At 27.3% G+C, this 14,433-nt stretch carries 11 protein-coding genes and 1 pseudogene; 6 read left to right on the forward strand and 6 right to left on the reverse strand.

Annotated features, from left to right (window positions below):
- Window positions 1-257: 257 nt before the first annotated feature.
- The 3 genes from J3E06_RS04735 to J3E06_RS04745 all read left to right on the forward strand — a co-directional run bounded on the left by J3E06_RS04735 (window position 258) and on the right by J3E06_RS04745 (window position 2,223).
- Window positions 258-593, forward strand: coding sequence for a hypothetical protein (locus J3E06_RS04735; protein WP_013180138.1), 336 nt, complete (start codon window positions 258-260; stop codon window positions 591-593).
- Between the two features lie 208 nt (window positions 594-801).
- Entirely contained in the window at window positions 802-1,329 is a 528-nt protein-coding gene (locus J3E06_RS04740; protein WP_048187124.1) for a hypothetical protein, read from the forward strand.
- Between the two features lie 192 nt (window positions 1,330-1,521).
- Window positions 1,522-2,223 (forward strand): sugar phosphate isomerase/epimerase family protein, encoded by a 702-nt coding sequence (locus J3E06_RS04745; RefSeq protein ID WP_013180140.1) that lies wholly within the window; start codon window positions 1,522-1,524, stop codon window positions 2,221-2,223.
- Between the two features lie 476 nt (window positions 2,224-2,699).
- Here J3E06_RS04745 and J3E06_RS04750 read toward each other — a convergent pair.
- Together J3E06_RS04750 and J3E06_RS04755 are read right to left on the reverse strand one after the other, a co-directional pair.
- A pseudogene (locus tag J3E06_RS04750) lies at window positions 2,700-3,219 on the reverse strand (TIGR00288 family NYN domain-containing protein); the annotation flags it as partial.
- Between the two features lie 320 nt (window positions 3,220-3,539).
- The gene (locus J3E06_RS04755) at window positions 3,540-4,703 is read right to left on the reverse strand and encodes a hypothetical protein (protein ID WP_013180142.1); all 1,164 of its coding nucleotides are present in this window, start codon (window positions 4,701-4,703) and stop codon (window positions 3,540-3,542) included.
- Window positions 4,704-5,718: 1,015 nt separating this feature from the next.
- Between J3E06_RS04755 and J3E06_RS04760 the strand changes: the two genes are divergently transcribed.
- A complete protein-coding gene (locus J3E06_RS04760; RefSeq protein WP_013180143.1) occupies window positions 5,719-6,735 on the forward strand; it encodes a transglutaminase-like domain-containing protein in 1,017 nt (338 codons plus the stop codon).
- Between the two features lie 145 nt (window positions 6,736-6,880).
- Here the strand turns inward: J3E06_RS04760 and hisB are convergent, their stop codons facing one another.
- A complete protein-coding gene (hisB, locus tag J3E06_RS04765; protein ID WP_013180144.1) occupies window positions 6,881-7,453 on the reverse strand; it encodes an imidazoleglycerol-phosphate dehydratase HisB in 573 nt (190 codons plus the stop codon).
- A gap of 233 nt (window positions 7,454-7,686) precedes the next feature.
- Here hisB and J3E06_RS04770 point away from each other — a divergent pair, with 233 nt between their 5' ends.
- Both J3E06_RS04770 and pyrF read left to right on the forward strand, forming a co-directional pair.
- The gene (locus tag J3E06_RS04770) at window positions 7,687-8,817 is read left to right on the forward strand and encodes a pyridoxal phosphate-dependent aminotransferase (RefSeq protein WP_013180145.1); all 1,131 of its coding nucleotides are present in this window, start codon (window positions 7,687-7,689) and stop codon (window positions 8,815-8,817) included.
- Window positions 8,818-8,881: 64 nt separating this feature from the next.
- Complete coding sequence (gene pyrF, locus J3E06_RS04775) at window positions 8,882-9,535, forward strand: orotidine-5'-phosphate decarboxylase (RefSeq protein ID WP_013180146.1); 654 nt, start codon at window positions 8,882-8,884, stop codon at window positions 9,533-9,535.
- A gap of 20 nt (window positions 9,536-9,555) precedes the next feature.
- Here the strand turns inward: pyrF and J3E06_RS04780 are convergent, their stop codons facing one another.
- From J3E06_RS04780 to serS, 3 genes are all read right to left on the reverse strand, one after another.
- Window positions 9,556-10,689 (reverse strand): ATP-grasp domain-containing protein, encoded by a 1,134-nt coding sequence (locus J3E06_RS04780; RefSeq protein ID WP_052297119.1) that lies wholly within the window; start codon window positions 10,687-10,689, stop codon window positions 9,556-9,558.
- A 203-nt stretch (window positions 10,690-10,892) separates the two neighbouring features.
- Window positions 10,893-12,443, reverse strand: coding sequence for an aspartate aminotransferase family protein (locus tag J3E06_RS04785; protein ID WP_013180148.1), 1,551 nt, complete (start codon window positions 12,441-12,443; stop codon window positions 10,893-10,895).
- 306 nt (window positions 12,444-12,749) lie between these two features.
- Window positions 12,750-14,321 (reverse strand): serine--tRNA ligase, encoded by a 1,572-nt coding sequence (gene serS / locus J3E06_RS04790; RefSeq protein ID WP_013180149.1) that lies wholly within the window; start codon window positions 14,319-14,321, stop codon window positions 12,750-12,752.
- Between the last annotated feature and the right edge of the window lie 112 nt (window positions 14,322-14,433).

Genomic DNA, 14,433 nt, shown 5'->3' on the forward strand with positions numbered 1-14,433 from the left:
TTCTTTTTTGGCATTATTTGTAAATTGAATTAATTTTAAGATATTTTTAGTAATTTAAATTATTAATTGCCCCATTAAGATTTTATTCAATAATATATTTAAACTTGGATATTCAAATATATTATTATGTAATTAATTAAGTAATTAATCCGATATCAATAACATATTTTCATATACTCATATAATAAGCATAATTAACTGCTAAATTTAATTAATAAGTTTAAACATTGGTTTATGTTTAAATTAGGGGGATTGGGATGGATTTAATAACTGAAATATTTTGGGTTATTATTACATACATTCTTTATGTAATTTTTGAAACAATTTTTACAATGTTGGGGACTAAATTAGTGAAAATAAACGTGGAACTTAAGCAAATAGTTGTTATTTCGGCAATAAAATCAATAACATACATTATATTTGGTTTTGTACCCATATTCGGGAATTTATTGGGAATAATGGCTGCAGCATACTTAAACAAAGATATGTTTGATGTAAATTGGAAGAATGGATTTACTATAGAATTGCCTACGGTAGTCTTTATACTCATTGCTATGCTATTATCCATTATATTTGGCATAGTGGTATTATAATTATAAATACTATCGTAAATTTATTAATTTTAATTATTTACTATTTTTTTATTAGATGATTATTTTTTTAACATATTCAAATGTAATTTAGTACATTTTTTATAGTACCAAAATATAATATCTATAAAATTTTTTAAGATGATATAATTATAATATAAATAATAGGTTAATGGAAATTTCAACCATTTATAATAAATTGTGTGATATTATGACTTCAAAACAGAATGAAGAGACTAAAAAAAATCAAGAAAATAATGAAAATAATGAAGAGCAAGAGCAAGAAATTGAATACATATCAAAAAAAGAGCTTTGGGAAACTTTTTTTAGATACAATCACGAAAAAGAAAAGAAAATGCTTAGATATGCAGATAAAACACTTGAAGAATACATCGATATAAAAACAAATAATGGAAAAGTTATAGTTTCTATAACTTTAGGTTTAGATGGTATTATATTAGAAGGGGGTAAAAATAATCCTCCCGAATTATGTAATAAAGCCATTATATTAAAAGAGTATCCCGTAATTTACGATACTGATGTAATCGATAAAGTTGCACGTAATAAAAACAAATACTTCCAAATTCTCCAAAATGATAATAGATATAACACATTTGAAGTTAAAAATATTGATATGATTGAAGAATTGACGAGAAGATTTAAAATAAACAGTAATCAGTATAAAAATATCGTAAATTTTGAAATATATTATGGAGATAATTATATTAGAGATGAATAATTCATATTTTTTAATATATTATTTTATTATTTTTTAATATATCAATAGATATTAGAAAATTTAATGATATCTTTATATATCTTAATAACTAATTACTACATAACCAATAATATTGTTGGTTAATATCATCGTCAAAGTAATAAAATATTTTATAATTTACACATACTTGGTGATTTTTTGATAGGCGTATGTATGCGAAATAAGGAACCAACGGAATATAATCATATCAATGATTGGGGTTTACATTTTAACCCAAACTTTGATAAGTATACTAATGTAGTTAGTTCAGATATTTACGGATTTCACGCACCTATCTTAAATATATCGTCAAAAGAAGGAACTAATAAAATGTTGGAAACCGTAGGGTATGTTTCCGACTATATTAAAAGTACTCAAAATAAGAATAATAAAGATAATAAAAATACTAAAAATAAGAACAAAGAAGCTTATTTAACTGTCCATTTACACAATGGTATACCTCCAGAATACGACAAACTACTGGAAAATCTAAGTAGCATAGTAGAATATGCGAAAGAAAAAAATGTTAAAATATGTGTGGAAAATCTTAGGAAAGGCTTTTCTTCAAATCCCTACAATATTTTAAAAGTCGTGGAAAATTGCGATTGTAATATTACAATGGATATTGGTCATACCAAATATGAAAATAGGCTCGATACTGTTGATTTATTTGCCGAATACATTCATAATGTACACGTTTACGAAAATGAGGTTGAAGGCAAACACATTGCTCCAAAAAATTTAGATAATTTAAAGCCAGTGCTTGACAGATTATTAAATTACAAAAAAGATTTTTGGTTAGTTGAATTAATGGACAATACATCTTGCCAAAATACTAAAAATATGTTGACAAATTATATAATGAAATACGATTAAAAAATTAAAAAGAAAATAAACATTTAAAAACTAAATACTACTATTTAAATAGCTGAAAATACATTAAACCATTTTTTTATACTTTTTTTAGCTAAATTGAGATTATGTTTCAAAATTAAAAAATATAATAATAAGATAAAAATATAAAAATAATAATAAAAATAATAATAATAGAATAATAATAAAATAATAATAGAATAATAATAAAAATAATAATAATAATAAGTTATAAAATTAATTTTTCTTCAACCAATTAATTCTATTACTAATAGTTTCTTCAAATTTTGAAGTTTTTGATTTCTTGGATTTTTTATCATCTTTATCGTTTCTTTTTTCAAAATTTTTTCCGTGTTGCGATTTTTGATTTTGAAAGTCTTTATTATTGTCATTGTTGTGGCTTCCAACAGTTTCAGCATTTTCTTCATTAGAATTTTCATCTTCAAAATCTGACTCGTGTAATTCTGCCATTGCAGGATTTCTTTCTCTCTTCTTCTGTTCCAATTTTTGTTTATTTAATTCAAAATCTTCCTCCACTTTTATAACGTGGTCTGCAATATTTTGAATTGCCATACTAAAACCAGGTTCTGCACCAACTACTATGATACCAACACCATTTTCCTTAGCTTTACGCATTGCAGGTAAAAAATCGGCGTCTCGAGTCATATAAACTATGGTGTCTATATTTTTATTATGGACTAAGTCAGTCCCATCTACCGCCATCTCAACGTCGACGTCTCCTGCAGATATTCTTGGCTCAAATCCTTGATTTGCAATTGCTTCGATTAATTTATCAGAAGCATACTGATTTAAGTAAACCCTACCTACTACAATAGTACCGAATTGTTCTACTGCATCCCTTATTTTATCCAAATCAACGTTAAACTCTTTTCTAAGCATATTTGGACCGTCAATTAAGAGTGCCATTTTATTAGCTCCCTTTTTAGGATTTGGAGTTTTTACATAAAATTTTGTTAAAGTTCCTAATCTTTTCCACATAAATTCACCAAATTAATAATTAATTTTTATCCGGATTTATCAATAATTTTTATAAATTTTTTTCAGTTTAAATTTAGTCATTTTTTAAGTATTTTTAATTATTTTTAATTATTTTTAAGTATTTTTAAGTATTTTTAAGTATTTTTAAATCACGTAATTTTTTGAAAAATTATAAATGAATAATTTATTAATCCAAATTTTGTTGACATACGTATGATTATATTGTAATATACATTATAAGTATATATAGCTAATTAACCTAAAAAGCTATAAATTTACCAAAAATACTAATTATAGATTTTTTAAAGTATTTAATAGTTTTAATCATCTTTTTCTTCTTTTTTAGATTTTAATAAATTCACTATAATTACAGTCAATAACACACCTGCAAATAATATCAATACTGCAATAAGTAAATAATAACGTTCTGGGGTCATATACACCTTAACTTCTTTATCTGCTACAGTACCTATCATTATACTTTCAGCATCTAAAATTGTACTTGACGAATCGCCATTATTGGCAGTATTATCATTTGATTTTTCAAGATTTGTACCAATGGTATTATTTGATGTAATATTGTACTTGTTATCATAAATAGTAGTTAAACCATTTTCGTAAGCATATTTTTTCAAATGGTCTTCAAAAAACTTAGAAAGATATATCTTTTCATTCGTTCCTGCAAAAACCTGAATAGTACGCTTATCTGTATGGTTAATACCTATTCCATCGATTCCAATAAAGTGAATACCCTCGTTTAATGTTTTGTTAAACGAATCGCCATTTATTAATTTCCCATCGATATATATGTTAATATTTGGATTAACATTCGAATTTAATATACAAGAGGTAGTTTTTGTATTATCGGTATCAGATACAGATACATTCTGCATATTTGACATATTTGACATACTGTTCAAATCATTTAAGATTAATGGCGTTATGTCGTTTATTACTTCAATATTACCCTTACCGTCGATGATTTCAATATCAAAATTTTGAGTTTGTACATTGTAAATATATTCGTCTGCAGTACCTTCAGCATCCTTGTCTTTATTAACCATCATATAATTTGATGTAATTTCTAAAGTGTATGTTCTTTTAGGCGTATTTCCTTTTGTGTAAATTTTAAAATATGCGAATCCCGACGAACCCGGCATTATTTGGTAAATATTTCGAACATTTGGAGATATTGTAAAATATTCGTTATATTTTGTCTCTTTATCGCAACCCATTGCATTTAAAACTGTGCTGTAAAGAGTTTCCGAGCAGTTTACAACCTTTACAGAAACATTTACGTCATTTGCTACAGGAAATGAATTTGGCAAATATATTTTTATGGATATATCTTCATAACTTCCACGTTCAATTTGTAAGTCTTCTGGTGCAGTAATATCTAAATTATAGGCATTTACTACATTTATCGTAATTAGGAATAACAAAAATAACAGAAACAATGCCTTGCATTTGTCTTTTCTTACCATAATATCACAATAGCAGTTTTATAATTATATTTAGCATATTATTTGTAAATATATTGCTATCATATATTATGTAATTTTTAATTTTTATAATTATACTATTCAACAAATAAATCGTAAATTTTTGGAAAAGTTAATAATTTTATATTACATCCATAATAAATTTATAAAAAAATAAATTATTCACATAGTAATTTACTAAATTATAAATTATAAATTATATAATTACTAAAATAGTAAAATATTAAAATATTAAAATATTAAAAATAAAAATGATATGCAAGTATAATTGTTATTTATGTTTCCATACTTAATTTAAAGTTTACAATTTTTATTAAATATCTAATAACATCTAATAAGACATTTAATTGAATATTAATCCCCTATTTATGTTCTATAGTACAAGTATATAGCATTGCGTAATAATCCTCATAATTACACAGACCACTAAAATACATCGTTAAGGTTAGTTATTTCTTATAAATCTTAACCTGTATCCACGACCGATTATTCTCATATAAATCCCCATTTTTTAGATAATAATCATTGATAATATTCTGTTTTCCATATTGTGATTTTTATTAGTAATATACAAATGGTACACAATTACAAATTATATAAGTAAAAGTTATTAAAGTTAAATTAAATAAAAATTCACATTATTATATTTAACTTTATCATATATAAATATTTTGAATTTTATATAATCACCATTTATTAGCATATTAACTATATGCTGTCTGCTATAAGATAAATTTATATAGTTTTTAGAATATTATACTATTGTGGATACTTATCCCCCAAAGTGTTCCACAATACAATATAATACACATATCACGAGTTTTAAAAGATATTTTAAAAGATATTTTACAAAAATAAGATTAATATTAAAAGAATATGCCGAAACCCCCGTAATTCAGCGAAACTATAATATTTCTTTTTTTATTAATATTTTCTTAATATTGGTGAAATTATTAAATACAATAACATATCTTCCCCCAAAACAAAAAATAACGTAATGATTAGGTCATTATGCCTAATTGTAAGTTTATTAGCAATAACGTCCCTTAATACAGCATATGCAGAAGGTGTATATACGAATCCCGTCGATTTGTATAATGAAAACGCAATAATTACTGATTACACTAATGACAATATATTGTACACATTTAACAATCAATATCCAAATAAATTATCCCTTCAATCCTTCAATTATCATATGGCTCCTTATTACAATAGGTATAATTTAGAAAAAATCCCAAATATCGTTTATTCGGAGGATACTTTCCGATATTTATATTTACTCTCAAACTGGCAAAATCAAAATTTTGATTATACATATAATCGTAAAACCCTAAAATATGAAGGTCAATATGTTGAAGTACTTTCCCCCATTCAACTATTGGACTTAAAAGAAGGAGTTTGCAGAGACTTTGCCACATTTACAGCATCACAATTGCTAAAAAATGATTATCCTGTGTATTTCATACATATGATATACGATGATAAGAGCAGTCATTTATTTGTTGCTACGGAAGTAAATGAAAATGGAAATACTCAATTAATGGCAATTGACAAAGGTTCTGAAGTGGATTACCTTTCGGATTACTTGCAAAAAATAAGTAAGCCCGGTAGTGAAAATGTTGTTAAATTAATAAAACTAACAAAGAATGAAGAATTTGGAACTTATGAATTCAATTATGAATACAATATTTCAAAATTAAACATTGAAAAACCTACTAAATACGATTTAGTAGAGTTTAATAATAGTTTAGCTAAAAAATTGGGCAATAAAGGATATAATATTATAGATTTATCCAAATTAAACACTATTTCAAAATTGGAAAATAAAAATATAACTAAATTATCATACTCATACTCAAATATATTATACAACTTTCCAAATTATTATATTGATGATTTAACAACGTCTTATGTAGTATCAGAACATAAAAATAGCGGATATTATACAATAAATACTTTTTGGGACGTAAAAACGTCAAAAACGTGGATAGAGTTGTATGTGTTGACCTAAACCCCTAAAATTAAAAATAAAATACTAAAAATAAAATACTAAAATATTAATTAATAATCAAAAATACTTTTTTAAATTTTATTTTAGATAACTTAAATTAAATAAAACTTATAATTAATTGTACCAATTGTAATTTAATGTAAGATTAAATAATCCCTTTTGTACTTACAACTCCTTTTCTATTATCTTTTTGCGTAGCCATATCCATAGCGATACCAAATGCTTTAAAAAGTGCTTCTACTTTGTGGTGTTCGTTTTTACCACTTACTTCAAAGTGTATGTTAACTTTTGCGTGGTTTGCAAAAGATTCAAAGAAATGAACAACGTTTTCAGTGGAAAAATTGCCTATTTTTTCAGTATTTGGTACGTAATCCCCCACTACATAAGGCCTACCACCTAAATCAACACAAAAAGTTGCTTTTGCTTCATCCATTGGTATCATAGCCCAGCCAAATCTTTTTATATTGTTTTTTTCGATATTACTAAATGCTTGACCCAAAACAATGCCTATATCTTCAACTGTGTGGTGGTCATCTACTTCTAAATCTCCATTAGCTCTTAAATTTAAATCAAATGCACCGTGCTTAGAAAAGGAGCTTAATACGTGGTCAAAAAATGGTACCCCTGACACAATGCTGTATATTCCAGTTCCATCAATATTTAACTCTAATCCGATTTTCGTTTCTTTTGTTTCTCTGTTTATTTGAAATTTTCTCATTTTTTCACGCAATACCTAAATTGAATAAATAATATGGTGTAATATTCGATATTCTTATATTATTTAGACTTTACATAAATTTTTATATGGCCATATTAAATAATAATGGTAATAATATTACTAATAATATTACTAATAATATTACTAATAATAATTTATTTATTGTATGATGGTATATGATAAATTATATTAATACAGTTATTTAATCTTTTATGACTTGATACGGTGGAAGTATGATTACAAAAAAATTATTGAATACAGAACAATCAGAAATTAGAAAAATATTCAATATGGCTTCAAAAGATTCCATAAATTTAGGGATTGGCGAACCAGACTTCAATACTCCTCAGCACATTATAGATGCCTGTAAAGATGCACTTGACCGGGGAATTACGAGTTATGTGCCAAATATGGGTATCCCTGAGCTAACAGAAGCAGTTTCTGAAAAATTAAAGAACGATAATAATTTAGATATTCCTCAAGGTAATATAATGATTACTTGCGGAGCTTCTGAAGCGATTATGCTCTCTATAATGGCATTTGCTGAAAAAGGAGACGAAGTAATTGTCCCAAATCCTGGATTTGTTAGTTATAAAAATATGACGCAAATAGCTGAAGCAAAACCCGTTGATATGAATTTAAAATATGAAAATAATTTTAAAATAGACCTTGACGAATTAAATGAAAATATAAACAAAAATACTAAATGTATTGTACATAATAGTCCTTCAAATCCGTTAGGGACTGTTTCTTCAAAAGAAGAAATTAAAGGACTCGCCCAAATTGCAGAAGATAATGATATAATAATTATTTCCGACGAAATATACGAAAAAATTATTTATGGTAAAAAACATTACTCCCCTGCAAATTATACTGATAACTGTATTGTTATAAATGGTTTTTCAAAAGCTTATGCGATGACTGGCTGGAGACTTGGGTATATGGCAGTAAATGAAAACCTAAACGCAAAATATGATGTACTTGACCATATTTTAAAAATACACCAGTTTGGATTTGCTTGTGCAACTTCTTTCGCCCAGTATGGGGCTGTAGAAGCTTTAAAAGGTAATCAACAGTGTGTTAAAGATATGGTAAAAGAGTTTGAAAAACGAAGAGATTTGATATATAACGGTTTAAAAGACAAATTTGATGTTATAAAACCAGAAGGGGCATTTTATATATTCCCCGATGTTAGTGAATATGGAAATGGTATGGAAATTGCAGAAAAATTAATCAAAAATGGGGTTTTATGCGTTCCAGGTCGTGCTTTTGGTTCAAATGGTAAAAATAATGTTAGATTCTCGTATGCTACAAAATATGAAGATATTGAAAAAGCTTTGGAAATAATCGATAAAATAATTTAATAAGCGAAAATGAATAAAAATAAAAAATAAAAAATATAAAAATAAAAATTTAAACGGTGAAAATATGCCTAAATTGATGCTCGCACTTGATGTATTAGATGAATCAGAGGCCATAAAAATATCTGAAGAAACATCTGAATACGTTGATTGTATTAAAATAGGATATCCATTAGTACTTGCCACAGACTTAGGCATAATAAAAAGAATAAAAGAAAAAACGAATAAAGAAGTTATATGTGATTTTAAAGTAGCCGATATTCCCGCCACTAATGAAAAAATAGCAAGATTAACTTTAAATTATGCAGATGGTATTATATGTCAGGGTTTTGTAGGTTTAGATAGTGTTAAGGCTATTATTAACGTTGCAGAAGAATATAAACAGGTCGGAAATTCAAAAAAAGTTATTATGGTCACTGAAATGTCCCACGAAGGTGCAAAATCATTTATGCAACCAATTGCAAATGAAATTGCAAAAATGGCGGGAAAATTAAATGTTGATGGAATTGTTGCACCATCTACAAGACCAACACGACTTAAAGAATTAAAAGAGATTGCAAACAACGCTTTTGTAATTTCTCCAGGTGTTGGTGCACAAGGTGGAGATTTGCAGGAAGTTTTAAAAGTTTTAGATGAAAATGATTATGTAATCGTTGGTAGAGCCATTTATTTAAATGAAAATCCAAAAGAAAGTGCCAAAAAATATAAAGAATTATTATAATTTATTTTTTAATTTATTTTTTAATTTAATTCTTCAAATTTAAATCCATTATCTGCCCTATAGAATTTTATACCTTTTTTAACCACATAATTTAAATCCATTTTAGCAGTGATATTCTTTATCAAAAGTTCAGATAAAGGCGGTTCGGTATTTATGCCGTGTATTGACGTTGTTATTCTCGGATTTACCTCGATTATGGTTATTTCATTTGTTTCTTCATTAATCATAAAGTCTACTCCAACGTATCCATTTAACCCGTCAATACATTGTAAAGCTTTAGCACATAGCTCTTTTGCAGTTTCTTTCAATTTATGGTTAATATTTATTTCTCCGCCACAATAACATTCTTCAATGTATTGTTTATTCATACAAATTGGATATAAATCATATCTATTATTAATTAATTCATTATTTACTTCTTTATTTAATTCATTTTTCAATTTTTTAGATACGATAAATATATAAGAGTAAGGAACGCCCTCAAAATATTCCTGAACTATTAAATTATCACCTATAACGTCGTGTATTCCATCACAGCCCAAATTTTCCTTTATAATGTACTTTTTAATTGGTAGTGTGTAGGGGGTAGGTACAGTATCCTTTATAGCCAGGTAAGTAAGATATTTATTACCTGCAATTTTAACACCTTCGCTATTACAGCCTAAATTAACGATATTTTTGTTATTTTCAATTATTTGGGTTAGTTTTTCTAATTCATTGTCATTTTCCGGACCGATTATAAAACCAGCTGTTTTATTATTTTTTACATTCGCAATGTTGTTAAATTTTTCCAAAGTTTCCGATAGTTTTTCTTTATAATCAGAAGTTAAATTATTAGTATTATTATTATTATTATTATTATTATTAGCATTATTATTAGTATTCCATTCATTATGGGTTATTACAATAGTTAAATTCCCATTAGAGGAGTTATTTAATGTTTTGTACTCTTCAGAATATTTATTGTACACCTTTTCGTCTAAAAAGCAGGTTAAATTATATTTTAAATCAGAATTTAAAAATTGCTTTAAAAGGGTATCAAACATTAATTTACCTTCATTTAATAAATTTTCATCAGGGAATCCCGTAGACACCATATATTCTAAAAAAACAATGTTTTTTATGTGATTAGAGTTATCAATTTGATTATTCAAAATTTCCCTCGTAATTATGGTAATTAAAATATAGTCCATATCGATTTAAGGTAGTATAAAAAGAATTTAGTATAAAAAGATTTGTAAATTGAATTGAAATTATTATTAAAATATTATAAGTAGTAAAAATAAAAATAATATAAAAAAATAAGTGATTAATAAAATAATAAATTAATAAAGTAATAAAGTAATAAAGTAATAAATTAATATAAAATTCCTTCATTTATCGCTTCATTGATTGATTCATATGTTTTTTTACAAATAAAGTCTATTTCATCGTTTGTTATCGTAAGAGGTAATACATAAATCAATCTATTAGCAATCGGTCGAATATATACACCTTTTTCAAGTAATTTGTCAGAAATCTTGTACCCTACTTTATCGGCGTAATCATACATTTCTTTTGTTTCTTTGTCTTTTACAATCTCAATTGCTATCATTAAACCGGTTTTTCTAACATCTCCAACTTTTGAAAGTTCTTTTAGCCCATCAAGACCTTTATGCAAGTAATTTATTGTTTCTCCAATTTTTTCAAATGGTTTGTCATTTTCAAGTATATCAAGTGTGGCGTGAGAAGCTGCACAGATTATTTGATTTCCTGCGTATGTATGACCGTGGAATAACTGCTTACATTCTCCATACGTACCTAAAAATTCGTTATAGATTTCATCGGTAGATATAGTTAATGCTAATGGTAAATAACCGCCAGTTATTGCTTTTCCTAAACAAATAATATCAGGTTTCTCAATACTTGTTAATTCTTCTCTTTCTGAAAAGAATGCACTTCCCAAACGTCCAAATGTAGCTATTTCATCGAGAATAAAGATTATATCGTGCTCTTTGCAAACTTTTGCAACTTCTTCGATATAGTCTTTTGGGTAAGGAATCATACCTGCTGAGCCCATAACACCCCCTTCAAGAATTACACAGAATAATTCGTCCTTTTTTTCCGTTATGAGCTTTTTAATATTTTCAAGGCACTTCATATTGCAACCTTGTTTGTTTCTGTCGTCAGTATCTTTAAATTGGGGGTTATGTGTACATCTATAGCAGTAAGGAGCTTCTGCAAAGTATCCATCAAATAATAAAGGTCTAAAACATCCGTGGAACAACTCGCTACCGCCTACACTCATTGCACCCACGGTATCACCGTGGTATCCTTCTTTTACAGATACAAATTTAGTTCTTTTGAATGTCTTTTTAACGTCTTTATTGTCTTTATTATCTTTATTATCTTTAGTATTGTTATTGGTACTATCGTTATTGTTATTTTTTTTGTTATCTCTCAAAAGACAGTATTCAAAAGCCATCTTCACGGCAATTTCTACAGCTTCTGCACCATCTTCTGAAAAGAATACTTTGTTAAGGTGTTTTGGTGCAAAATCTGCAAACCTTTTCGCAAGTATTGCGGAGGTTGTGTTTCCGCAACCCAATTGTGTTGAATGCCCTATTTTAAAGGCTTGTTCTGAGATTGCTTCAGATATCCGATTTTCCGAATGTCCAAAGAAGTTGCACCAAACTGATGAAACGCCATCAAAATACTTCTTGCCATTTACATCAATTAAATAGTTTCCTTCCCCCTTTTCAATTAATATGGGGTTTCCCTCTTCATATTCTTGCATTTGCGTGAATGGGTGCCAAACTAAGGTTTTATCCCATTTTTCGACGTCTTTTTTATCATAAACTATTTCTTCGTTTGTAGCATAATTTTTTAATATTATTTTTTCATTTTTTAAGTCATTTTCTGCGTTCATTTTACCACGAATTAGTCGGTATCCCTTATTTTAAAATTTTAAGATAGGGTTGTTTTTTTCAATAAGATATATTAAATTCTCATATATAAATTGAATGACAAATAAAATTCATAAAATACGAATAAATTTGATAATTTAATAAATACGAAAGAATACGTCATTAAAATATAATTACATATAAAATAAAATACGAAAATAATCTAAAAATAATAATAATAATAATAATAATAATAGTAATAGTAATATCATTTTTTAAAATAAATAATAATTTAATTATTAGTAATTAATATTACTAATAATAATAAATTAATTTTTTATTGGCCAAGTGGCAGTACTTGGAGCTTCTGGCATTTTACCGATTTTTTTCTGGATTAATTCTGGCCAGTCTTCAAATTCAAGACCATACTGGGATAAGAAACCCATTACCCACCGGGTTAATCCGTATCCTGTACAACCAGTCCATACTTTTCTACCTTTGTAGTCTTTAATTCCAAATCCTTCGATAAAGTGAGTACCGTGTATGTTTGCAGAAGTTACAGCTACACCTTTTCTTTCATCTTTAATGTGTGGCATCCAAAGTCTCATTTCGTATTTAGGAACATCTGGGAATTCTATTCCCCTATCTTCTGACTTTCTACCTTCTAAGTAGAATGGGTCGTCTCCTACTTCAGTCCAGTACTCCAAGTCTAATTTTTCAGCTAATTTTTCAGCATATAATAAACTGTCGTCTCTGGTTTTTTCAACGAACTCAGGGCTACCCATCCATACACATTCGCCTCTTAAGAATTCATTTACTCTATCAAGACCTTTAGCTCCTCCGCCTTCCCATCTGTAAGTCCAACCGCTTTTATCAAAGAATTTGAACGGTTTATCAACGTCTACTAACTCGTGGTCAAAGAAGCTGTAAAATGGTTCACATTGTGCAGGTGCAAGAACATAACCTGGGTCTCTCAATAATCCTTTTAATGTTTCTACAGGAATCTCTTTTTTAATCATCATTTCGTTAACAAATTCCTCAAACATTTCAGGGTCTCTTTTTGGAGGGCATACGTAGTACATACCCTCAGGTAAACCTTCTAAGTATCTCATTTTGTACATAACGTCTAAAGGAATTAATTTAGGGAATAAACATTCATCAAATCCTACTTTTTCGATACATTCCTCAACAATTAAGCTCTCAAATGCTCTGAACAATTTTGTCATAGGTGCTGTGTAAAACCATTGTCCTCTACCCACGAACCTTCTAACCCAGCCCTTAGCTTCAGCTATTTCAGTTGGTTCTTGTTCAAATACACTTGCTCTTGTTGTTTTGTATTCTGAAACAATTGTACAAGGTGCAATTTTACAAACGTCAAATGTTAAATCTTGGGAATCTTTTTTCTCTAATTTTTCTAAGTCATTTCTTACAAATTTGATAGCCCTATCAATAATATTTCTTTTTAATTCGCTATCGCCCATATCTGTAAAAATGATTTTTACACCATTTTTATCATATTCGACTTCACATTCAGGCACTTTTAAGTTTTTACTTTGTAATGCTTCGATATATTCTTCTCCAGCAGGTATTGTAATTACGTATCTTTCAATCAAAATATCTCTGATTCCGATTTGGTGTTTTCTACCCACTTTTTCCATAATTGGCTTTTTTAACCGTACAATACCTTCGTGTGCTCTTGTATATGTGCCAGAAATCATATTTAATTTGAGTTCTTTTCCATTAAATTTATAATCCACGATTTTAGAAGCTTCATTTTCCTTGCCTTCAGGCACTCCTTTCAAAAATATGCTTCTATCATTTAATACTTCAATAATATCTGTTTGTGTTTCCTCTAATACATCCTTGCTGAATGTAATTATCCCGTTTAATTCAAATTTCATAACTTCACCGTTTAATGTTCGTATTCATAATTATATGGGTTCATTTTGAATATACTTTGCGAATAATGTTGTAATTCATAATTTAATTAAATAATAATGTTTAATAATGTTT

The organism is Methanococcus voltae (genome assembly GCF_024807655.1).
GTDB lineage: Archaea > AGJL01 > Methanococci > Methanococcales > Methanococcaceae > Methanococcus > Methanococcus voltae_D.